Source organism: Roseovarius sp. Pro17 (genome assembly GCF_035599575.1).
Lineage (GTDB): Bacteria > Pseudomonadota > Alphaproteobacteria > Rhodobacterales > Rhodobacteraceae > Roseovarius.
The window spans coordinates 4,161,380-4,182,630 of record NZ_CP141179.1 but is presented as its reverse complement, the minus strand read 5'-3'; the positions used below and the strand labels follow the sequence as shown (position 1 = coordinate 4,182,630).

General features: G+C 59.6%; 26 protein-coding genes and 2 pseudogenes. 15 read left to right on the top strand and 13 right to left on the bottom strand.

What is annotated here, in order from left to right:
• Positions 1–10: 10 nt before the first annotated feature.
• Positions 11–1,720, bottom strand: a complete 1,710-nt coding sequence (locus tag U3654_RS20185) for a flagellar hook-length control protein FliK (RefSeq protein WP_324753316.1) — start codon at positions 1,718–1,720, stop codon at positions 11–13.
• On the opposite strand from U3654_RS20185, the gene U3654_RS20180 reads away from it, so the two are divergent.
• The 6 genes from U3654_RS20180 to U3654_RS20155 all read left to right on the top strand — a co-directional run bounded on the left by U3654_RS20180 (position 1,719) and on the right by U3654_RS20155 (position 5,177).
• Positions 1,719–2,123 carry a rod-binding protein gene (locus U3654_RS20180; RefSeq protein ID WP_324753314.1) on the top strand — a complete coding sequence of 135 codons (405 nt, stop codon included), beginning with the start codon at positions 1,719–1,721 and terminating at the stop codon, positions 2,121–2,123. The two genes, U3654_RS20185 and U3654_RS20180, sit on opposite strands and share 2 nt — an antisense overlap.
• Positions 2,113–2,472 carry a flagellar protein FlgN gene (locus U3654_RS20175; RefSeq protein WP_324753313.1) on the top strand — a complete coding sequence of 120 codons (360 nt, stop codon included), beginning with the start codon at positions 2,113–2,115 and terminating at the stop codon, positions 2,470–2,472. Before U3654_RS20180 ends, U3654_RS20175 begins: the two co-directional genes overlap by 11 nt.
• 211 nt (positions 2,473–2,683) lie before the next feature.
• Positions 2,684–3,526 (top strand): flagellin, encoded by an 843-nt coding sequence (locus U3654_RS20170; RefSeq protein ID WP_324753312.1) that lies wholly within the window; start codon positions 2,684–2,686, stop codon positions 3,524–3,526.
• A gap of 72 nt (positions 3,527–3,598) precedes the next feature.
• Positions 3,599–3,976 carry a flagellar biosynthesis regulator FlaF gene (flaF, locus tag U3654_RS20165; RefSeq protein ID WP_324753311.1) on the top strand — a complete coding sequence of 126 codons (378 nt, stop codon included), beginning with the start codon at positions 3,599–3,601 and terminating at the stop codon, positions 3,974–3,976.
• Positions 3,973–4,377 carry a flagellar biosynthesis repressor FlbT gene (flbT, locus tag U3654_RS20160; protein ID WP_324753310.1) on the top strand — a complete coding sequence of 135 codons (405 nt, stop codon included), beginning with the start codon at positions 3,973–3,975 and terminating at the stop codon, positions 4,375–4,377. The genes flaF and flbT overlap by 4 nt, the downstream gene beginning before the upstream one ends.
• Positions 4,374–5,177 carry a DUF1217 domain-containing protein gene (locus U3654_RS20155; RefSeq protein WP_324753309.1) on the top strand — a complete coding sequence of 268 codons (804 nt, stop codon included), beginning with the start codon at positions 4,374–4,376 and terminating at the stop codon, positions 5,175–5,177. Before flbT ends, U3654_RS20155 begins: the two co-directional genes overlap by 4 nt.
• An 82-nt stretch (positions 5,178–5,259) precedes the next feature.
• On the opposite strand, the gene U3654_RS20150 is transcribed toward U3654_RS20155, so the two are convergent.
• Complete coding sequence (locus U3654_RS20150) at positions 5,260–6,714, bottom strand: FliI/YscN family ATPase (protein WP_324753308.1); 1,455 nt, start codon at positions 6,712–6,714, stop codon at positions 5,260–5,262.
• An 86-nt stretch (positions 6,715–6,800) separates the two neighbouring features.
• On the opposite strand from U3654_RS20150, the gene U3654_RS20145 reads away from it, so the two are divergent.
• The 9 genes and pseudogenes from U3654_RS20145 to U3654_RS20105 all read left to right on the top strand — a co-directional run bounded on the left by U3654_RS20145 (position 6,801) and on the right by U3654_RS20105 (position 11,425).
• A complete protein-coding gene (locus U3654_RS20145) occupies positions 6,801–7,187 on the top strand; it encodes a FlgB family protein (RefSeq protein ID WP_324753307.1) in 387 nt (128 codons plus the stop codon).
• A gap of 12 nt (positions 7,188–7,199) precedes the next feature.
• Positions 7,200–7,589: a flagellar basal body rod protein FlgC gene (flgC, locus tag U3654_RS20140; RefSeq protein ID WP_324753306.1), complete on the top strand. Its 390-nt coding sequence runs from the start codon at positions 7,200–7,202 to the stop codon at positions 7,587–7,589.
• A gap of 45 nt (positions 7,590–7,634) precedes the next feature.
• Entirely contained in the window at positions 7,635–7,922 is a 288-nt protein-coding gene (gene fliE, locus U3654_RS20135) for a flagellar hook-basal body complex protein FliE (protein WP_324753305.1), read from the top strand.
• Positions 7,923–7,926: 4 nt separating this feature from the next.
• Entirely contained in the window at positions 7,927–8,196 is a 270-nt protein-coding gene (locus U3654_RS20130; protein ID WP_324753304.1) for a flagellar biosynthetic protein FliQ, read from the top strand.
• A gap of 2 nt (positions 8,197–8,198) precedes the next feature.
• Positions 8,199–8,918 (top strand): flagellar hook-basal body complex protein, encoded by a 720-nt coding sequence (locus U3654_RS20125; protein WP_324753303.1) that lies wholly within the window; start codon positions 8,199–8,201, stop codon positions 8,916–8,918.
• Positions 8,919–8,928: 10 nt separating this feature from the next.
• On the top strand, positions 8,929–9,714 hold the full coding sequence (flgG, locus tag U3654_RS20120) for a flagellar basal-body rod protein FlgG (RefSeq protein ID WP_324753302.1): 786 nt from the start codon (positions 8,929–8,931) through the stop codon (positions 9,712–9,714).
• Positions 9,714–10,130, top strand: coding sequence for a flagellar basal body P-ring formation chaperone FlgA (gene flgA / locus U3654_RS20115; protein ID WP_324753301.1), 417 nt, complete (start codon positions 9,714–9,716; stop codon positions 10,128–10,130). Before flgG ends, flgA begins: the two co-directional genes overlap by 1 nt.
• Positions 10,131–10,141: 11 nt before the next feature.
• Positions 10,142–10,875, top strand: a pseudogene (gene flgH, locus U3654_RS20110) (flagellar basal body L-ring protein FlgH).
• A gap of 10 nt (positions 10,876–10,885) precedes the next feature.
• A complete protein-coding gene (locus U3654_RS20105) occupies positions 10,886–11,425 on the top strand; it encodes a flagellar basal body-associated FliL family protein (RefSeq protein WP_324753300.1) in 540 nt (179 codons plus the stop codon).
• Here U3654_RS20105 and U3654_RS20100 read toward each other — a convergent pair.
• The 11 genes and pseudogenes from U3654_RS20100 to U3654_RS20055 form a co-directional block, all read right to left on the bottom strand.
• Complete coding sequence (locus tag U3654_RS20100; RefSeq protein WP_324753299.1) at positions 11,406–11,834, bottom strand: hypothetical protein; 429 nt, start codon at positions 11,832–11,834, stop codon at positions 11,406–11,408. The genes U3654_RS20105 and U3654_RS20100 overlap by 20 nt on opposite strands.
• Entirely contained in the window at positions 11,831–12,916 is a 1,086-nt protein-coding gene (locus U3654_RS20095) for a flagellar type III secretion system protein FlhB (protein ID WP_324753298.1), read from the bottom strand. The genes U3654_RS20100 and U3654_RS20095 overlap by 4 nt, the downstream gene beginning before the upstream one ends.
• Positions 12,916–13,650 (bottom strand): flagellar biosynthetic protein FliR, encoded by a 735-nt coding sequence (locus U3654_RS20090; protein WP_324753297.1) that lies wholly within the window; start codon positions 13,648–13,650, stop codon positions 12,916–12,918. The genes U3654_RS20095 and U3654_RS20090 overlap by 1 nt, the downstream gene beginning before the upstream one ends.
• Positions 13,651–13,685: 35 nt before the next feature.
• Positions 13,686–14,921 (bottom strand): FHIPEP family type III secretion protein, encoded by a 1,236-nt coding sequence (locus U3654_RS20540; RefSeq protein WP_416384610.1) that lies wholly within the window; start codon positions 14,919–14,921, stop codon positions 13,686–13,688.
• A gap of 118 nt (positions 14,922–15,039) precedes the next feature.
• Positions 15,040–15,693 (bottom strand): annotated as a pseudogene (locus U3654_RS20535) (FHIPEP family type III secretion protein); the annotation flags it as partial.
• An 81-nt stretch (positions 15,694–15,774) separates the two neighbouring features.
• Entirely contained in the window at positions 15,775–16,293 is a 519-nt protein-coding gene (locus U3654_RS20080; protein ID WP_324753296.1) for a transglycosylase SLT domain-containing protein, read from the bottom strand.
• Positions 16,294–16,744: 451 nt separating this feature from the next.
• The gene (locus U3654_RS20075) at positions 16,745–17,653 is read right to left on the bottom strand and encodes an FAD:protein FMN transferase (RefSeq protein WP_324753295.1); all 909 of its coding nucleotides are present in this window, start codon (positions 17,651–17,653) and stop codon (positions 16,745–16,747) included.
• 4 nt (positions 17,654–17,657) lie between these two features.
• Complete coding sequence (locus U3654_RS20070) at positions 17,658–18,224, bottom strand: nitrous oxide reductase accessory protein NosL (protein WP_324753294.1); 567 nt, start codon at positions 18,222–18,224, stop codon at positions 17,658–17,660.
• A complete protein-coding gene (locus U3654_RS20065; RefSeq protein WP_324753293.1) occupies positions 18,221–19,045 on the bottom strand; it encodes an ABC transporter permease in 825 nt (274 codons plus the stop codon). The genes U3654_RS20070 and U3654_RS20065 overlap by 4 nt, the downstream gene beginning before the upstream one ends.
• On the bottom strand, positions 19,042–19,938 hold the full coding sequence (locus U3654_RS20060) for an ABC transporter ATP-binding protein (RefSeq protein ID WP_324753292.1): 897 nt from the start codon (positions 19,936–19,938) through the stop codon (positions 19,042–19,044). The genes U3654_RS20065 and U3654_RS20060 overlap by 4 nt, the downstream gene beginning before the upstream one ends.
• Positions 19,904–21,235: a nitrous oxide reductase family maturation protein NosD gene (locus tag U3654_RS20055; protein WP_324753291.1), complete on the bottom strand. Its 1,332-nt coding sequence runs from the start codon at positions 21,233–21,235 to the stop codon at positions 19,904–19,906. The genes U3654_RS20060 and U3654_RS20055 overlap by 35 nt, the downstream gene beginning before the upstream one ends.
• Between the last annotated feature and the right edge of the window lie 16 nt (positions 21,236–21,251).

The window sequence follows — 21,251 nt, the reverse complement described above, 5'->3', positions numbered from 1 at the left end:
TATGTCCTTTCTAGAGGCGAATATCGAGGCGATCGACTGGGACCGCAGGTGCGGGCGTAGCAATCATCGGCGAACCGGCTGACTCGGCTAATACAGTGGCCGGCGCTTCATCATGGCGCGCAGGGCCGTGCGGCCCGCCGTCTTGGGCGCTTTGCTCGCGGTCAAAGGTGAATTCGGTGCCGCCATACCCGAGGTCATGAAATTCCTGACCCAAAATATCGCTATGACGCCGCATCAGATCCAGGGTCTCTGTCCGTTCTGCAGCAACGTTGACGATCATTCCTGCGTCTGAATGCGACAGAGTGATCCGCACGCGGCCCAGTTCGGCGGGATTGAGAATAATGTCTATTGGACGATCGGCGGCCTTGGCCATCACGTCATGTATCTGGCCCGCAACATGTCGCGCGGTCTGTACCGACTGCGCCAGCGTCCCCAGATATCCGCGCGACTCAGGCATCAATGCGGACGCCATCCGCAGATCCCCCGGCACGGGCGAATCGGCAGTTTCATCATTCAGTCCGCCTGCTGCGTCGCCCTCCAGCGCAAAGACTTGGCTTGTGTCCACCGCAGCGGAAATGGGCCTTGTGCCAGTGACGGCGAAATACCCCGAGATCGGCGGCGTCGCTGGTCGCCCGGCAGATGAATAGGCATCTTGCATGGACGAAAACACATCCTGCTCAGGGACAGCTTCGCCCGCCGCCGAACGAATCGTCACCTGCATGTCTGTGGCAAGGCGCAGGTCCGTATCACCTGAGCGACCTTGCATAGCTTGGGCGGTTTGTCCCGGATCGGACACTTGCGTTTGATTCGACGGTATTGAGGGCTGTTGATGCTGCGAGCCGCCCGAATGCGCGCCGGACCGCAAGGCCAGTACATCTGATTCTGCCTCACCGCCGTTCGCCACGCGCATGCCAATCATGGTCTTCGTCACATTGTCGAGCGCGCTGGCGGAGGCGTCGGTCTTCGCGGCGCCTGCCAAAGTACCTGCCTCAGCTAGCGGCATGAAACCATCGTTGCCCTCTGGTGACATGAGTGCAGCATTCTTGACGTCGTTCAATAACGACGTGGTACGTTCAGTCGCGCCAGTTAACCCCAATGCGGGTTGTGCGTCATTCCCTGTCAGCCGATCCGCCACGAGTGCAGAACCATCCGCCCAGTGCTCGCCGTGCCCAATCTGCCCGGCCACGGGCATCGCCAAGCCGGCAAGTGCCACCTTTGGGGTTTCGCCGCGCGCTGCGCTTTGCAGCTTGGTCTCATTTGCGAAACTCTGCTCGCCCATGGCTATGGATTCGTTTGAAAATTGCCGATCTGGGCCACGCATTTCAGGACGCGTGGCCAGTGACACACCATTCTCACGGTGGCCAAGCAACTCTTGCCCGAGACCGAGGTAGGATTCTTCTTCCTCGTCCAGAAATTCAAATGAATCCGATTCGGATAAATTTTCGAACGCCACCACATCATCTGCGGCAGATCCAAGGTCGCCCTCCTCATCCTCAAGCCCAGCATTCCGGCGTGTGGAGCCATCTGGCTGGGAAATCGCAACCCGCGAGGGGACAGGAGGAGTGTCATCCTCTTTAAATAATTGAATAAAGTCCTGAAACGTCTTGGTCTTGCCATCTGCTGGCGCGGCGCTATTGCGGTCGGCAGATGACCCTCGCTGCGGCACATGGAGTGTGCGCGTTGCGGCGTCGGATGTCAGTGTAGTCAAAAAGCCCTGCATGGGTGCCTCCAGGAATTCTTCCGTCGAGAGGCATATTCGCAGATGCTGGTTACTGCTTCTTTACCGGTTTGCGATCAAATGCCACGGAGTTCGATCAATTCGAGGTATTCCTGTGACAGATTCTTTACCAATCTCTATGGCTGCACAGCCAAAAACACATGCAAAGCTGACGGCGATGAACAGCGCTCGCGAGGCTGCGCAAAAGTTGGAAGCGACATTTCTGGCCGAAATGCTTAAATCCGCCGGCTTCGGCAAAAGCGACGGTTTTGCCGGCGGCATCGGCGAAGATCAGTTCGCATCTTTCCAGCGACAGGCTTTGGCCGATGAAATGGTCAAATCCGGTGGGCTCGGCCTAGCCGATTCCTTCTACCAATCAATGATGGAGACGACGAATGACCCATGAAACCGCACAATCACTGATCGACCAGCTCGATTCGCTGCTGGACGATGAACGCTGCGCGCTGCTGGACGGCGATATTGAGGCCATCGGCGCGCTACTAAAGCGCAAGGAGGGGATTATCGACGCTATGAATGCCCAGAAGCCAAGCGATCAGGCGGACATGACCAAGGTGCAAGGCAAGGTGGTGCGCAATCAGGCGCTACTGGACGGTGCGCTACAGGGGATTCGCACGGTTGCCGGACGATTGGCGGCTCTGCGCAGGGTGCGCCGCACGCTCGAAACATACGACAAGACCGGGCGCAAATCCGCGATCTCGGACGTCATCGACCACAAGGTCGAAAAACGCGCCTGACATTGATTTGTCTAAAATGCCAATGACATAGGAGAGCCACCTTAGCATTCCCTTAGCACATATCACGTCATTCTGTACCTGCATCCGATGTGGATGGCGCAGCATCAGCACACAGCCTGCTGCACTTGTCAGAATGACGTCCAAAACCGCCTCCGCTTTGGAGGTGGGATATGTAATTGGCGCAAAGCGCCACAAGCCAAAGGAAAATGCTATGTCCAGAATTCTGACCAACAATAGCGCAATGGTTGCATTGCAAACCCTGAAATCGGTCAACAACAACCTGTCCAAGACGCAGGATATGATCTCGACCGGCAAGGAAATCGGCAAGGCCAAGGATAACTCGGCGATCTGGGCGATCTCCAAGGTGATGGAATCCGACGTAAGCGGCTTCAAGGCCGTGTCGAAATCTTTGGCTCTGGGCGAGTCGACCGTGGCCGTCGCCTCGGCCGGGGCCGAACAGATCACCGATATCCTCAAGGATATCAAGGAACGTATCGTCACGGCCACAGGTGAAAACGTCGATCACGCCAAGATTACTGCGGAAATCGCCGAGATGACCGCGCAGGTTAACGGCATCATCGAGGCATCGCAGTTCAACGGCACGAACCTGCTCAAGGCGGATGTCGACGGTAACGGCGCCACCAACCTTACCGTCACGTCGTCAATCGACCGCAGCGGCTCCTCAGGTGTCACGCGTGCTGATATTACTGTGGCAAGCGCCGATTTCGAGACTGCTCTAGATCTCAGTGATATCGACGTTTCTACCTCAGGCGACGCCGACAATTCCATCGCTCTGATCGAAGCCCATATCCAGACCGCAGTAAACGGCGCGGCGGCATTGGGTGCCTCGGCCAAGCGTATCTCCGACCAGGGTGACTTCGTCTCAAAATTGACGGACGCAATGAAGTCGGGCATCGGCGCCCTTGTCGACGCCGATATGGAAGAGACTTCGGCCCGTCTGCAGGCCCTTCAGGTGCAACAGCAGCTGTCGACACAGTCGCTGTCGATCGCCAATCAGGCGCCGCAGGCGCTCCTGTCGCTGTTCCGCGGGTAAACTTGTCAGGGGTGCCCCCACGGCACCCCTGATCCAACGTCCCTGATTTAGATTTCCAGAAGGATCAAACACGTGAATGCCATTCGCCAGGCGCAAAACGCCTATGGACAGACCAACCATCCGATCCGCACGACTCGTGGCACCGAATACGAGGCCGTCGCGCGCATCACGCATCGACTGAAGTCAGCTGCCGAGAGACAGCCGTTCAGCATGGTGGAACTCGCTGGCGCCGTGAACGAAAACCGCGAGCTATGGACTCTGTTCGCCACTCAGGTCGCCGATGGTGACAACCCCCTTCCCAAGGATCTTCGTGCGCGAATATTCTATCTGGCCGAGTTCACGACCCAGCACAGCCGCAAGGTTCTGGCGCGTCAGGCCGGAACCGATCCCCTAATTGAGATCAACACCGCCATCATGCGCGGTCTTCGCGACGGGAGTAATGCAAAATGAGTGGTCTGGTTTTGAAACTCGCCCCAAAGGAGCGCGTCCTGATCAATGGCGCAGTAGTCGAGAATGGCGACAAGCGCTCGCGACTTTCCATCGTAACGCCGCAGGCCAACATCCTCAGGCTGCGCGATGCGATTCATCCACATGAGGCTACGACACCGGTACGCCGCGTTTGCTATTCGGCCCAGCTGGTCTTGTCGGGTGACGCCGTTCCCGAAGAGGCGCGCCTGCCCCTTTTGCGACACATCGAAGAACTCAGCCAGGTCCTGATCGACACGGACAGCCGCACCCATCTGGCGCAAGCGACACAGGCCGTAATCGACGGGCAGTTCTACCAATGCCTAAAGGCGCTGCGCAGTCTGCTCCCTCGCGAAGACCGCCTGTTGGCGCGCAGCCTGCAATGACCTATCAGCCGATCGTTCCGGCGGGCGGCCTGATCGGCTGGAGTTTTCTGTCCCGCACGCTGGGCCAGCAAACCGACGCCTTTTCGAAAAGCCCCGAGATCAGCCGCGACACCGAGTATTTTGAAAAGAACATCAAAAACGCACACACTGCCGAGGATCTCGTCTCGGATCGGCGCTTGATGCGGGTCGCCCTCGGCGCATTCGGACTCGAGGCCGATTTGAACAGCAAGGCGTTTGTTCAGAAGATCCTCGAAGGCGGCACGCAGGACACCGGTGCCTTGGCGACCAAGCTATCAGATGAGCGTTATCGCGACTTCGCCAAAGCCTTTGGTTTCGGCAATACCGGCGGCGCACGCACGGGCAGCAAAAGCTGGGCGCGCGACATCGTTGCCAAGTTTCGCAGGCAGCAATTTGAGGTCTCCGTCGGGAACCAGGACCAGAGCATGCGACTGGCAATGGATGCCAAGCGCAACATGCCCGAAATCGCCAGCATTGATGGCAAGAACGAGACGCGCTGGCTCAAGATCATGGGCAACCCGCCCCTGCGACAGGTGTTCGAGACGGCGCTTGGCCTGCCGGCCAGCTTTGCGCAGGCCGATCTAGATACTCAAATCGCCGAGTTTTCTGACCGTGCAAACAGGCAACTCGGACTTGGCGATCTACGCGATCTCGCCAACGAGGACGCTCAGGATGCGCTGATCGAGCGCTTTTTACTGCGCGATCAGGTCAAATCCTTCTCACTGCAATCCTCCGGTTCGATCGCACTCACGCTTTTGCAATCCGCACCTAGGCGGTTCTAACGCCGCCCGGTCCGGCGGATCCAAGCATCGCGGTCTCCAAAGTTTACCAAAGCTCGGCCCGCGAATTGGCGCGGCCTAGCCCTCAGCGCGCAGGGATTGCGGGCACACGTCCCCCGACGGTACGAAAGGCCCCGGTGCGGGCAGGAACGGCGCCGGGCGCTTCGTTCGCTTTGCGGGGTGCCTGTGGTGACGCGGTGCGCCCACCAGCTTGAGTCGATTCCGCACGGCGCAGGATCAATGCGAGGCGGTCAAAGCTGTTCTTTGTGCTGCCTTGCTCATCCTCTCCTAGGTATCGATCCAGCTCGGGCCAGGCCCGAACCGCAATGTCCAGCTCCGGGTCGCTACCGCTGGCGTAGAGGCCTGCGCGAATCATCGTTTCGGAACGGTCATAAGCCCCCATGAGTTTGCGCGCCCGGCGCAGCAGATCGTTTTCCTCATCCGAAGCGGCCCGCGGCAGGCTACGCGACACTGAGCGCAGCAGGTCTATCGCTGGGTAGCGCCCCCGCTCGGCTATGGATCGGTCCATCACAACATGGCCGTCCAGCACGCCACGCAGAATATCTGCCACCGGCTCGTCCATATCGGATCCGGCCACGAGAACGCTGAAAAGGCCCGTAATACTGCCCTGTCCTTCGACGCCTGGTCCCGCCCGCTCACACAGCGACATGATCATGTGTGCGGTCGACGCGGGATAACCGCGCAGGCTGGGCATCTCGCCTGCTGCAGTCGCGACCTCACGATGCGCTTCGGCAAAGCGTGTGATCGAATCAGCCAGCAACAGCACCTCTAGACCTTGATCGCGAAAATGCTCAGCGACAGCCATCGCGGTCCACGCACATCGACGACGCACCAGCGGCGAGCGATCCGAGGTCGCGGCCACAATAACTGATCGCGCCATGCCTTCCGGGCCCAGCACGTTCTCGATGAAATCGCGCAACTCGCGCCCACGCTCACCGATCATTGCGAATACGACCACATCAGCCTGCATGTTGCGCCCCAGATGCCCCAAAAGACTGGATTTTCCGACGCCGGATCCCGCGAAAAGGCCGATTCGCTGACCGCGCACGATCGGCAGGAACGTGTTGAATACGGCCATTCCCGTCTCAAGCCGAGCGCCCAACGCCTGACGCTGAGCCGGAGGGGGCGGGTCGGCGCGCAGCGCCCGCTCCTGCGTGCCAGGCAACAGGGGGCGCCCGTCAATGGGCTGGCCGAACGGGTCGATCACACGTCCAATCCACGAGTTCGAAGGCGCGATCGCACCCGCATCCCGCAGCGACGTGCGATCGCCCAAGGACACCCCGATCGGCGCATCGTCGGGCAGCATGACGACATGGCTCTGCGCCAATTGCAGAACCTCGCCCCACAGCTCGGAGCCGTCGCGGCGCACAACGCGTAGCCGGTCGCCCAGTCTGGCAACGCCGGACAATCCTGCAATTTCCAGCGTCGCGCCCGCGACAGCGGCAACGCGGCCGATTGCGTGAACCGCGTTCAGCCTGTCGATCTCTGCGCCAAGGCAGGTCAGATCATTTGTGCTCATCGAACTCTCCAAAAATCTTCTGAAAACAATTTCTAAAGGAATCACGGTTAATCCTAGGTTGAAGACGACACGAAAGAGGTGGAGGAATGTTCGAAAAGCTTCAGATTTTCCGCATGGCCCATGCGATGGCTCAGCATGCGGGCGCACGTCAGTCCGTACTGGCGCGCAACATGGCTAATGCAGACACGCCCGGCTATGCCGCGCGTGATGTCGCACCTTTTGCCGAAACGTATCGCAATGATGCGGGATTCGCGCCACGCACCACGCGGCCCGGTCACATGAGCGAATCGGCAGGTGGGCACGCGGTCGAAATTCGCGATGCATCGCGCGGACAGACGGATCCCAATGGCAATTCCGTCTCACTTGAAACCGAAATGCTCAAAGCCGTCGACACCAAACGCCAGCATGATCGCGCGCTGGCCATCTACAAGTCGTCCCTCACCGTGCTGCGCGCCGCAACCGGCCGCCGCTAAAGGAGATATGTCATGAGTGATTTTTCCGACTCCCTATCGCTATCTTCGTCAGGGCTGCGGGCGCAATCCGCGCGCCTGCGCCACGTGTCCGAGAATATCGCGAACAACGACACGCCCGGCTATCGGCGCAAGACCGTGCCCTTCGAAACGGTGATGCACGGGCAAACGCCCGGCGCAGTCGAGACTGGTCGCGTCCATCTTGATCAAAGCGAGTTGGAGCAGATTTACGACCCATCCCATCCGATGGCGGATGAGGCCGGCAATTACTCCGGTTCGAACGTCGAGTTGGTGATTGAGATTGCGGACGCCCGTGAGGCGCAGCGCAGCTATGAGGCGAACCTCAAGATGTTCGATCAGGCACGGCAGATGTCGTCCAGCCTGATGGATCTTTTGCGCCGATGATTCGACTCGAACCTAACTATCCCCCTAATTGAAAGGACTTCCAGAATGGAACTCAGTGCCCTTAGCTCCGCCGGTAAATACGCCGCAGCCCGTCCCGCGACCGAACCGGGCGCCAATGGTGGCCCCGCCCAACTCGCCACCGATCTAGTGCGCGATTTCGCAGCCACCCTCCAAGAAAGCGAAGCCACGGCAACGGCCGCAATGACTAGCGGCGCTGATCCACACGCTTTGGTCCAAGCCCTCGCCCAGACCGAACTGGCGATCGAGACGGCCGTAAGCGTCCGCGACAAGGTGGTCGAGGCGTACCAGGAAATCCTGCGTATGCCGGTCTGAGCCAATGCATAACGAAGTGATTTTCTACGACACGCTCCGGCAGGGACTATGGGTGGCCGTCGTCATCTCGATTCCGATCCTGACCGTCGCGCTGCTGGCGGGTCTGACCGTGGGCCTCTTTCAGGCGCTCACGTCGATCCAGGAAATGACGCTGACGTTCGTTCCCAAGCTGGCGGCGATCATCGCCGTCTTCTGGATCTCGATGGGCTTCATGACCACGACGCTCGTGTCGTTCTTTCAGGACCGGCTGATACCGCTGATCATAGGAGGCTGACCATGGAAAATGCAGGCTATACGACCCTCACGCGCCAAACAGGCTTGATGCGCGAAATGCAGGTGGTCGCCAACAATATCGCCAACGCTGCGACCACCGGCTATCGGCAAGAAGGGCTGATCTTCGCCGAGCATATCATTCGCATGGAGGACGGGCCGTCCCTGTCGATGGCCACGGCGAACGTGCGTAACACGTCGATGCTGCAAGGGGCGATCACACAGACCGGCGGCACTCTGGACTTCGCGGTCGAGGGCGATGGATTCTTTCTGATCGAAACGCCCGCTGGCGAGCGACTGACGCGCGCGGGCAGCTTTTCGGTTTCGGCGGAGGGCGATATGGTCACGAATGATGGCTACCGCGTGCTCGACGCAGGCGGTGCGCCGGTTTTCATTCCGCCGGATGCCGCCAATCTGGCCGTCTCACCGGACGGCACTATCAGCGATGATGGCCGCCCGCTGGCGCAGATGGGCCTGGTCCAGCCACTGGATCGCATCGGCCTCATCCGCGAGGACGGCGTCATGTTTCGCTCGGACGCGGGCTACGAACCCGCGCCGAACGGGCGCATTCTGCAAGGTTTTCTCGAGGGGGCCAATGTCGATCCAATCGGCCAGGTTGCCCGAATGATCGAGATCCAGCGCGCCTACGAAATGGGCCAAAGCTTCCTCGAAAGCGAGAACAAGCGCATCCGCACCGCGATGCAGACCTTTATTCAATCCAGATAGGAGACACCATATGCGTGCCCTGAAAATCGCTGCCACCGGTATGGCGGCTCAACAAATGCGGGTCGAGACGATCTCGAACAACCTCGCGAACATGTCGACCACAGGCTACAATGCGCGTCGCGCCGAGTTCGCCGATCTGCATTATCAACAGCTTAGCCGACCGGGCAGCGTCAGCGCCGCCGACGGCACGGTTCTGCCGACGGGGGTTCAACTGGGCCTTGGCGTGCGGCCGGCCGCTGTGTCGGTTCATCTCGCGCAGGGCTCTCTTTCGGCGACGAATGGCGATCTCGACGTGGCCATTGACGGCAACGGCTATCTGGAGGTGCAGCTACCCTCCGGCGATATCGGCTATACGCGCGACGGGGCGCTGAAACGCTCGGCGGACGGTGTGATTGTCACTTCCGACGGGTTCCCGGTCGCGCCTGAAATCGTGATCCCCGACGACGCACGCAGTATTTCGATCAACGGCGAGGGCGAAGTCTACGCCTATTTTCAGAACACCGCCGAGGCGCAGTTACTGGGCCAGTTCACCCTTGCCAATTTCACCAACCCCAAAGGGCTGGAGGCGCGCGGCAGCAACCTCTTTACCGAGACCGAAGCCTCCGGCCCTGCGCTCAGCACCACGCCCGGGCAAGATGGGCTGGGCACCCTGCGGCAAGGGTATCTTGAGGATAGTTCGGTCGATCCGGTCCGCGAAGTGACTGAACTGATCGAGGCACAGCGCGGGTATGAGCTGAATTCCAAGGTGATTTCAGCCGCCGATCAGATGCTCGGCGCAACGGTACAGGTGCGCTGATGCGGATCATCGCCCTGATAGGCTGCCTCATGGCCGCCCCCGCCGCCGCCGACACTGTGCTGGCCGCGCGCACGATCCGCGCACAAAGCCTGATCACTGCGCAGGATCTGGTAGTCAAAAATGTCGACGTGATCGGCGCCATCTCGGATCCTGCGCTGATCGCGGGTCAGGAGGCGCGCGTCGCGCTATACGCGGGACGCCCCATCCGGCCCGGCGATGTTGGCCCGCCCGCCTTGGTCGAGCGCAATCAAATCATCGCGCTGATCTATGACCGCTCCGGCCTCAGTATCACTGCCGAGGGGCGGTCACTGTCGCGCGCCGGTCCCGGAGAGACGGTGCGCGTGATGAACATGTCCTCGCGAATTACCGTTTCCGGGCAAGTCCAGCCCGACGGCCGCGTTTTCGTATCCCAATAGGAGGCCCACTCATGCGCCCATATCTCGCCAGTTTTTGTCTGATCCTTGGGGTCGCCGCTTGCGGGCGCGCCGGCCATATCGGCAAGGCGCCCGAATTCTCGCCCATCGCAGACTCGCCCGAGCAGGCCGCGATGTTCAGTCCCGGCCTGCCGGACACCACTACCTATCGCCGCAGCGCCGATCAGGCGTCTCTTTGGGCGGCAGGGCAGCGATCGCTGCTTGGTGATCGGCGCGCGATGAAGCGCGGCGATATCCTGACCGTTGTCATAGAAATCGACGACGAGGCCGAGATTTCGAATTCGTCCTCCCGCTCGCGCTCGGGCTCGGGCTCGGAAAGTCTGGGGTTTCCCAGCTGTTTGGCCTGCCCCAGCGCTTGGGTCAAAAACTGCCCGAAGGCGCCAGTCTGGCCGATGCAGTGTCGATTAACTCGGCCAGCAAGTCTGGCGGTGACGGATCGGTCAGCCGCCGCGAGGAACTGACATTGCGCGTCGCCGCGACTATTATGCAGGTGCTGCCAAATGGCGTTCTGTCGATCCAAGGCAGCCAGGAAGTACGCGTGAACTACGAGATGCGCGAACTTTTGGTCACCGGTTACGTGCGCCCAGAAGACATCTCTCGCCAGAACGAGATCACGTACGACAAGATCGCCTCGGCCCGTATTTCCTATGGCGGACGTGGCCAGATCACCGACATGCAGCAACCACGCTACGGCCAGCAGATACTGGACGCGGTGCTACCGTTTTGAAAGGCGCAAGATGAAAAAGCTGATACCCCTCGTGTTCATGCTGGTCGGCATAGGTGGCGGCGTGGGTGCGGGCCTTGCCCTGCGCCCGAACCCTGCCACCGTGCCTGGCGACGCGGAGCAGTCCAAGCCGGCTAGTCCAAGCGAAGCTAGTCACGACACTGCGGCGCAGGATGCGCCTGGCTCCGATTCAACCAATGGTCATGGCGCTGACTCGACGCACGATGGCGGGCTTGAATACATAAAATTGAACAACCAATTTGTCGTACCTATAGTAGCAAAGGATAGCGTCGAGGCTCTGATCGTGATGTCGCTCAGCCTTGAAGTGGCGTCCGGTCAGTCCGAGACCGTATATCTTCGCGAGCCAAAGCTGCGGGACGAGTTCCTGCAGGTTATGTTCGATCACGCGAACATGGGCGGATTTCGCGGCACTTTTACCGATACGGAAAAGCTGGATGCGCTGCGGCGCGGGTTTCTCAATGTGGCCAAAGGTGTGTTGGGTCCAGCGGTTACGGCTGTCCTAATTACCGATATCACCCGCCAGAAGATGTAGCGGCTCTCAGCAGTGCCAACTGCTGACCCACTTGTAGATCACGGTCCTGCGCAGCTTTGCGCCGGGCCGTTTTTTCTTGGACCAGCAACTGCGATACCGCCTCAGCCCGACCGAAGGCCTGACGCAGCGCGGACATCTTCTCGGCCTTGCGCACCAGAACCTGCGCCAACTGCACGTTCAACTCCTGCCGCGTACGCTGGGTCCATCCCTGCCAAAGTAGATCAGCGCCGATGGCGCGCGGAGCGGCAAGTTGATCGTCGGGCAGCGCGCGCGCACCTTGGCGCATATCGTCCAGATCCGAAAGCGCCCGGCGCAGATCGCCTTCCTGACGGGCCAGATCGCGTAGCACAGCTTGCTGAGCCTGATAGCGCGCATCCATTGCCTGCTTCAGCTGCAGAAGATCGCTCATGATCGGCCTCCGGCACGGCGACGGATAGTTTCGGCAAAACGGATGGCGGCAGCTACGGCGCGGTATTGATCAGGATCGATCTGGTCGCCAATCCGGGTCGTCGCATAAAGCGCACGTGCCGTTGGCGGATCGTGCCGTATCGGCACGCCATGTTCTGCCGCCAGTTTGCGGATCGCTAGGGCCATATGATCGACACCCTTCGCCACACATTCGGGGGCCGCGCCCGGCGCACGGCTCCATTTGAGAGCAACTGCGTAGTGGGTGGGGTTCACGACAATAACGTCGGCGGTAGGAACATCGGCCATCATCTGCTCGGATGCAATCTGGGCAGCGCGGGCGCGACGCTCGCTCTTCATGTGCGGATCGCCCTCTTGCTGCTTGTGTTCATCGCGCAGGTCCTGATGTGACATGCGGTTCTTGCGCTGATGATCGAAATGCTGCCACAGGAAATCAAGCGCGCCGATCGCGAGCGCGACAATGCAGACGACCAGCATGAATTCGGTCAGCACCTTTCCGAGCAGCGCGCCGATGCCTCCCGGCTCCGAGTACAGCGCACTTTGCAAAGCCGGGAGGCGCCACTTCAGGAAAAGCCCCAAGACGATGGAATAGACGATCAACTTTACCAGGCTTTTGGAGAATTCGAACAAACCGCTCAGACCATACTTGTTCTTGGCGTTTGATATCGGGTTGATGCGAGATGCCTTGAAGGTCAGCTTGCTGGGCGAAAAGACAATGGTGCGTGTTGCGATCAATGCCAGCATCGCGAGTCCGGCAGGCACGATAAACCACGCAGCTAACCCCAGCGAGATACCACCCATAATTCCGCCTACTGGCGCAGTCGCGTGGCCAGAAAACATCAACCGCGACAACCCGTCCGCTTGATCAATGAGCACCATTAGCTGCGTGCTAACATAAGATACCGTCTGCGAGCCGGCGGCCAGCCCGGTGATCAAAAATCCCCAATACGCTGCCGCCGCTGTCAGATCAGCCGAACGGGCCAGCTCGCCTTTCTTGCGGGCCTCATCCAGCTTGTGCTGGGTCGGTTCGTGGGTCTTGTCACTGTCGTCCTCCTGGCCGGACATCAGCGCGTGCCGAACGGATTGAAGATAAACCCCTGCAAGGCCGCAACCCAGATCCCAAGCATAATCGGCGCTAGCAGGCAAAGCAGGATCATCCCGCCCGCCGTGATGACCGGCGCCCCGACAAAGACGACCATCATCTGCGGCATTGCGCGGTTTATGATCCCGAGCGTGAGATTGTAGAGTACCGATATCAGGACAAAAGGCGCCGCCAGACTGAACGCCAGAGAAAATGCCCCCCCGACCTGCGCGATCCCCCATTGGGAGGCGGCGGATGCATCAGGCAATTCACCTAGCGGGAACATGCCGTAAGTTGCGATGATCATTTCCGCCACATGCACATGCAGATGCAGTATCATCGCCAACGCGATGCCGCCCATCGTCAGCACGTGACCCATCGCCGGCAATGGTGTGGCACCGGCCGACCCGAGGATTTGCGACAGAGAGGTTGCCTGCGCCGCCATCGACCCAGCAGTTTGAAGCGCGAGCAAAAACATGCGCAACCCGATCCCGATCATAAGACCGACCGCAGTTTCAGCCACGATGACCCAGCCAAAATTGAACTCTGGAGATGCCCCCACCGCTATACCCGGGGCGACGGCTGGCGCGACGATCGCGGTATAGGCCAGCGTCAGCACCAATTTGATCCGAACCGGCACCGACCGCTCACCAAAGCCCGGAAACAATGCGATGATCGGCCCCACTCTGAGAAATACGGTGGCATGAAGCCAAAGCATTTCTTGGCTGATCTGCAGAAGTTGCGCCAGACCTGTCACGCCGCCGCCACGCCAACGAGAGACGGCTGCGCCTCGACCCCGATTTCCTCGAAGGACAGGACTGGATTGCTGATATTCTTGGCTGCCAGAACAGTCCGCAGGAACCGCCTGCGTGCAGTCGAAGTCACGATCGCAGGATAGATGCCCATGTCGGCAGCGCGCGCCACCTCGCCCGAAACCGACGCAGTCAGGGCATTGAACAGTTCCGGCGGTAGCGCCACGTCCAGCCTGCCCCGATCCTGGTCGATCTGATAGGTCTGAAATGTATCCTCCCATTCCGGTGCCAACTGGATAAGCGGCAGTGTGCCGTCCTCGCGCTGAAGAGTCGCAACCAGTTGGAACCCCAGCCTTTGGCGAACATGCTCGCAGATAGCGTCGGGCGCTTGGAACAACTGCCGCGCTTCCGCCGTCGCTTCGATGATTAGCGGCATGTTGCGGATCGACACCTGCTCAGCCAGCAAAAGACGCAATACAGCATGCAGTAGATCGGCGGGTACGCGGTCGGGGATCATCTCGTCCAGCAGCTTGCGGTTGGCCTCGGAGCGTGTGGGGTCGCTGAGATTGACCATCTCATCCAGCAATCTGCGCATCGCCTTCATCGTCAGCAGTCGGCTGAGGTTACGGCGGATCACCTCCAGCAGGTGAGTCGCCAGAATCTCGGTCGGCGCCACGATCGTCGCACCAGACAACGCGACGCTATCCTGATCACGCTGCGAAATCCAACGCGCCGGCGCACCGTACACAGGCTCGGTCACCGTATCGCCGGGCGGGAGTTCTGCGGCGTTAGCCGGATCCAGCAACAGAACCTGATCAATCCGCAGTTGAGCATGGCCCTGCTCGACTCCTTGGACACGAATGACGTAGCTGCCGCCCGACAGGGACGGGTCGTCCGTCAACCGAATTTCCGGCAGAATCAGACCATAGTGGGTGGCCACATGCGTGCGCATGTTGACAATCCGCGCATCAAGGCCCGTCCCGGGATCCAATACCAGATTCACCAGATCCGGAGCGAATTCGACATGGATATCGTCAAGCTCGAGAATATCGCCAAGCGACTTGTCCTTCAGTGGCTCTTGTGGTGCATCAGCCACGTCCACGTCGGTCGCTTTTTTCGAATTTCTGTGACTGAAAACCGCCATCACGCCCAGTACTATTCCGCCAATGATAAACGGGATGAACGGTAGGCCCGGCACCAGCGCAAACAGCACCATCAGAACGGCAACCGTGCCAATGGCCGCCGGATGACGGCCAAGTTGCGCAGTAAGGGCGAGGTCGGTCGCACCCGTGCTCCCCCCCCCGGGCCAGCAACAGGGCCGTGGCGATCGAAATAATTACCGCAGGGATCTGTGTGACCAGACCATCACCCACAGTCAGGATCGTATAAGTCTCGAAGGCCGTGCCGAGCGGCATGTCATGCACAACGATGCCCATGATCAATCCCATAACGAGGTTGAGCAGGGTGATCAGCAGTCCCGCGACGGCATCGCCCTTAACGAATTTCGACGCACCGTCGAGTGAGCCGAAGAACGTTGTCTCCAGCTGTTCGCGCTCACGCCGCTCTCGCGCCTCGCGGTGGTCGATTGCACCTGCGGACATGTCGCTGTCGATTGCCATTTGCTTGCCCGGCATTCCGTCCAGCGCGAACCTCGCGCCGACCTCAGCCATACGCGCCGCACCTTTGTTGATGACCATGAAATTGACAATCAACAGCACGCCGAAAACGACGAGGCCCAAGAACACGCTGCCGCCCATGACGAAGCTCGCAAATCCCTCGATAACGTCGCCTGCCGCGTTGGTACCGGTATGTCCTTGGCCGATGATCAGCTTGGTGGACGATACATTCAGCGAAAGTCGCAACATCAGAGAGGCTAGCAGGATTGTCGGAAACGCAGAGAAATCAAGTGGGCGTTCGATGAACAGCGTGACCGTGAAAATGAGTATCGCCAGAGCAAACGACGCGGCCAGACCGACATCCAGGATCCATGAAGGCACAGGGAGGATCATCATAACGATGATCGCCATCAAGGCCAGCGACAGGAGGACGGTCGGCTGAAAGATATCTCGAATGGAAATCAGCTTCATCGATCAGCCTCCGCTCATCGCAAAAAGGCTGCCTTTGGATCCGCTGGCCGATGTCAGGGGTACCAGCGAACCAAAGCGCTGGGCGCCCTTGGTGTCTTGAAAGAATGGATAGTTGTTTTCTCGCGATGTGCCGGACGCCCGCGCCGCTGTTTGCACGATGGTCGGCTCTCGCGTTCCACCTTGGCTAATGGACGGACCAACAGGGATCGCATCTGACGCGAGAATCCGATCAAAGCGCTTTCGATAGCGCGTCGAGTATTTCTTTGTTCGTGAATGATAGGCGCCCGCCGCCTCGGACCAGTCGTTCTTTTCTGCATAAAGACGTTTCAGAAACCTCGCTGCATAAAGCGCGTTGGCCTCGGGATCGAACATCTCATTGATTGAGGAGAAATTTTCCCCGTGCCATCGATAATTGATCTGAAAACACCCAACGTCGAAACTTCTGGCGCCTGTGTCGTATTTTGCGCTGACATAGCCCAGCGCGTCATCACGGGAAGAAAACCACTTGCCGACGCCCTCCATATTAACCGTCCAAGGCCATGGGCGCAGTTCGCCACGCTGCGTCTGGCCCGTTTCGCTGCGCGTAATTGCGCGCAGAACCGAGACAGGAACGCCCGTCTTGTCCGAAGCATAGCGTGCAGCGTGATCGCAGGTCGCCGACACCCCGGCGTGCCCGGCATCTGCCAAAACCAGCAGTATGCTGATCGCGGCAATTCTGCCGCCAAAATTATTTTGAGCTAGCGCTTTGAAAAATGGGGGCTCAAGATGCGAGTCATCCGCCAAAGCGTGACACGTCATGTTCGGTTTGATCAAAGCGCTTCCTCTTCACTACGTTCTGTAGTCCAGAAACACGCTAGCGCTCATGTCTTTACAAAAGATGAGCGCAAGATCTCATTATCACGCTAAACTCCTGTCGGTATCACGGACAGCGTGACGACCGCATAGTTCAGCAATGCTGCATTCCTTCAAGAGGTTAAGCCGCGAGGGCGGCTTCGAGTTTGGCGCTGTGGAACTGAAACAAGCAGTCGCCGATTTCTGATCGGGTAGCAAATAAGCAGGCGGCCGTTGAAAGCGCATCGGCAACGGCCGCAGAGTCTGCAGAAACTGAGATCTCTTGCCAGTTCACCTCAGCGGGCAAACCTGTGCGCGGGTCGAGAATATGGCCTATCCGCGCGTCCGCATCGAACGTTGTGCCAAGAGGTGCGGATGTAGCGAGGGCGCGCGTGGCAAGCGGCACCTCTCCACCGGCTGCAAGTTTGACGGGCCATGCACTCCCGTCGGGGTGCGTTCCAAGAGCGCGGAATTCGCCGGTATTGATTAGGATGTTCGTTAGCCCCTCGGCGCTCAGCATATCTGCCACGCGGTCCGCGATGTATCCTTGGGCTATCCCGTTCAGGGTCAGTGCCATACCCGGTCGCATCGTGATGCCAGAAGAATCCAGCGTGACGCCATCCCAACCAGTCAATGCGCGGGCTTTGGAAAGCGCACGGTCATCTGGTAGTGCACCCTCTGAACTCGCCTCAGCGTAGCTGGCCCAAAGCGGCTGAACTGTTGGATCGAACCGACCGCCGCTGGCGCTATGAACGGCCCCCGCTAATGACAGGCATTCCAGCAATTCGAACGGTGGATCTTGCAAATTTGCGGTCCGGTTGAGCCGGGACAGCGCGCTGTCCTTGCGATAGAGGCTGAAAATATCCTCAAGCCGCGAGATTTCATCAGCGACACGTATGCTGATTGCTTTGGCGTCGGGATGCGACAGACGCAGAGTGGCCTGTGCACCAAGGGCCATGCCTTGCCAAGTGTACATGGAATTTGCACGAAGCATTCCCGGAAGGGCAATTGCGGCGGCGCTGATGGCAAGAAAACGGCGACGGTTGGTCATGGTTCTATTCTCCCACTTTGCGCGACAAGCTGCGCAGGCGATCTTCAAAATCTGCATTGCCGCTGTCGCCGTTCAGTTCGACGGGGGCCAAGACGGCGCTGTCTGGAATCTCGGCCAGTCGCATGATCTGCCCGCCATTTTCCTGAGTAAATTCGGTTGCAGTTTGCAGGTCTGTAAATGGTACGATTTCGGGCGCGCCCATCCCACCCACGACGTGCCCGTCAACGACGTAAATTGCATCGTCTGCCGCGATCCAGTTGGTTCTGCCGGGCGTGGCCCAGGTGGCCCCCGGCGCGCCCATGTCGTTGACCCAGATGGCTAGAATCTGGTGGCTTTGCTCTGGCATGCGCATGTAGGCTAGGGCATCGCGAACCTGACTGAAAAACAGCGGTGCGCCGGGCAATCCTGCCAAATGGACCTGCGCTTTAGGGCCTTCATGCTCCAATAGGTTCATCTGACAATAATGCCCGATGGCGGCCTCACTCAGCGGCAAGGGCGCGGTGTTTTGCACAGCCTCTTCCTTGCACCCTGCGAGCGTCAGCACCATCAGCGCAATAATCACGGGTCTCATGGCTCGACCTTTCGAAAGGCCAAGGCAGCCAGTCCGATCGCAATCAACGGCCAAAGCAGTATTGACGCCAGCGATTGCCATTGCGCGATGGTCGTCGCCGCGCCTCCAACGCCCGAGACTGCAGCCGTGGCTTGCGCTGCGCTCAGGTTGAACAGGCGGAATGCATCGGCCGGGTTGGCGAGCAGAGCCATCGGAAAAACCTTGGTGGTGAAGGTGCCGCCATCGTCGGCCACGACAGCCGCCAGCAAGCCCAGATCGTAAAGCACGACCAAACCCAACCATAGCCCGATCGCCAACCCCGCAGCTCCCGAGACGCGGCGCGCCAGAGATGACAGCGCATAGCCGATCCCCAGAAAGGTCGCGCCCAGTAAAGTGGACGTCCAAGTCAGCCGCCAGAGCGCGCTCAGACCCGACATTGCCGCGGGATCGACGGCAATGGTGATCGCCGCAGCGGCACCATAGCCCGCGAGGATCGCCACGATCAGGATGGCCGTGTGCGCCAGAAGCTTGCCGACCAACACCTCCCAGCGGGCGACAGGATAAGTCAAAAGCAGCGGCAGCGTGCCGCGCTCGACTTCGCCTGCCACGGCGTCGAAGGACATGAGTAGCGCCACCAAAGGCACCAGATAGACCGACAGCGAGGTCAGCGAGGCTACAACAACTGACAGCCGATCCGCGCCCAGTGCGCCGGTAGGAGCGGAACCGGCCGCCGAGAGCACCAGTGAAAAGACCACCATCAGCAGCACGGCAATCAGAACCCAGCGGTTTCGCCGCGCAATGTGAATCTCGGTCGTGGCTGTGGCAAGGATGCGGGCGATCATTGGCCATCCCTCCGGCTGAAATGACTATAGATATCCTCCAGACTGGGTGGAATGACATCGAGGTCCGCGACCTTATCTTGCAGTGCCGTGATGCGGGCCAGCGTCGCCAGCTTTTCATCTTGCGCGCAGGTCAAATGCAGCATGCCGTCGACCCGGATTGCGGTGGGCAGCGCGGTCTGAATGTCTGCGTCATAGCCGTTGATCGCCGAAATGTTAATCGCGACCGGTAATGCTGCCTCGCGCCGCAATTCGTTCAGCGACCCTTCGGCCACCATGCGTCCGCCAGACAGGATCATCAACCGGTCCGTGCGCGCCTCAACCTCTGTCAAGGCGTGGCTTGACAAGAGGACCGCAGCACCGTCGGCAGCGAGTGCATCCAGAAGCTCATAGAAATCGCGCCGCGAAACGGGATCGAGTCCACTGGTCGGCTCGTCCAGAACCAACAGACTGGGATGCCCAATCAGCGCCTGCGCAAGCCCCACGCGCTGCCGCATGCCTTTTGAATAGGTGCCGATCCGTCGCTTGGCCGCGAACGCAAGGCCAACGCGGTCGAGCAATTCCATAGCGCCGGACGGATGCACATTGCGCAGGCGCATATAATAGCTGATCTGCTCTAGCCCGGTCAGAGCAGAGTGGAACGTCGCGTTTTCGGGCAGATATGCTACTTGCGCACGCACGCCGACGTCTCCCGGAGCCGCGCCGCACACTGAAATTTGGCCACTGTCCGGCGCGATCAGACCCAGTATGATTTTCATCAACGTGGATTTTCCCGCGCCATTATGGCCAAGCAGCGCTACGCGCTCACCCGGTGCCACGCTGAGCGAGACATCGGAAAGGGCTTGGGTCCTGCCGAACGCCTTAGTGAGTTGCGATATTGTCAACGTCGAAGTCATCTAGGTTACTTTCATCCCGTCTGGCGACCGCTTCGGCCTCCATGGCGGTATATTCTGGTGAAACTGCAATTGTGGGCGCGATCATCAGGGGGGCATTGTCGACCACCCCTCCGGGCAGCGTCGCCGGAAAGCTGGATTGCGCCCAACGGATCAGTTGAACGGCAGGGGCGCCAGTTAGCAGCGCGGCAGCAGGCTGCGACCAGAGAATATGATCCATGAGGTCGTTCGGGCGAAAGGCGCTGTCGGCGATACCGTCGCCCCCGAGGTCGAAACCGGGATGGTCCGACCAATAATTGCCCCTGCCCTCAAAGCTCCATTCGATATCACGCGTGCCGACATATTTCACCTGCGTCCGGTTGCCAATAAAAGCATTTCCAGTCAGCACGTTACGCTCGGACCCGGCGGTGAAATGGATGCCGATGTTGCACCCCTCGAAACGGTTATCATAGATCAGGTTCTTGTGGGCATTATAGATGAACGTGCAGCGATCCGCACCGCCGCGCACCAGATTGCCGGACACGTCGGCATTGTTGGCATAGTTCAGCATCACGCCATGGCTGATATCCGAAAGGCTCAGGTTATCTTTCACGATCACCTTGTTCGAGAACATGATGGCATAGCCCAGATGATTGCCAATAGACACGTTGCCCGACACCTCGGAATCGTTGGTATACATGTAATGCACGGCAAAGCGCAGGTCGCGGAACAGATTGTCGCGATAGATGCCGGTGCGGGACGTGTTCGAAAAGATACCGTCGCGCCCCCAGCGGACCGAATTACCCTCGACCAGCGTTCCCGGTGAATTCCAGATATAGATACCGTTGCCGCGATCATTCATGCGCGGGTTACGAGTGCCTTCGATTTCATTTCCGCGAACCTGCGCATCATGCCCGCCATGCACGTCGACACCGTGCAGGTTGCCCAGGACGCGGTTATTTTCGACCACGGCACGGTCGGCTTTCTTGAGTATCTTGATGCCGGCGTCCAGATCCTGACTGCTTAGCCCAGATCCGGTCACGGTCAGGTTTTTGATAGTGACATCCTCGGCGTCGATGGTAACCACAGTGCCATCGCCCATCCCGTCGATGATCGCATCGGTACCGCCAGTCACCGTTAGCGGGCGGTCAATGACGACCGGCCCTTCATGGCGGCCCGGCGCGAGGATCAGCACATCGCCGGGGTCGGCCCCGGCGATGGCTTTGGCAAGGCTCCCGGATCCCGGCAGCACGCTGACCTCCGCCGCCCAAACGGGCAGGACGGTCAGCAATGACAGCACAAGGATCAGGGAACGTAACATGGCTTAGGACGCCTTC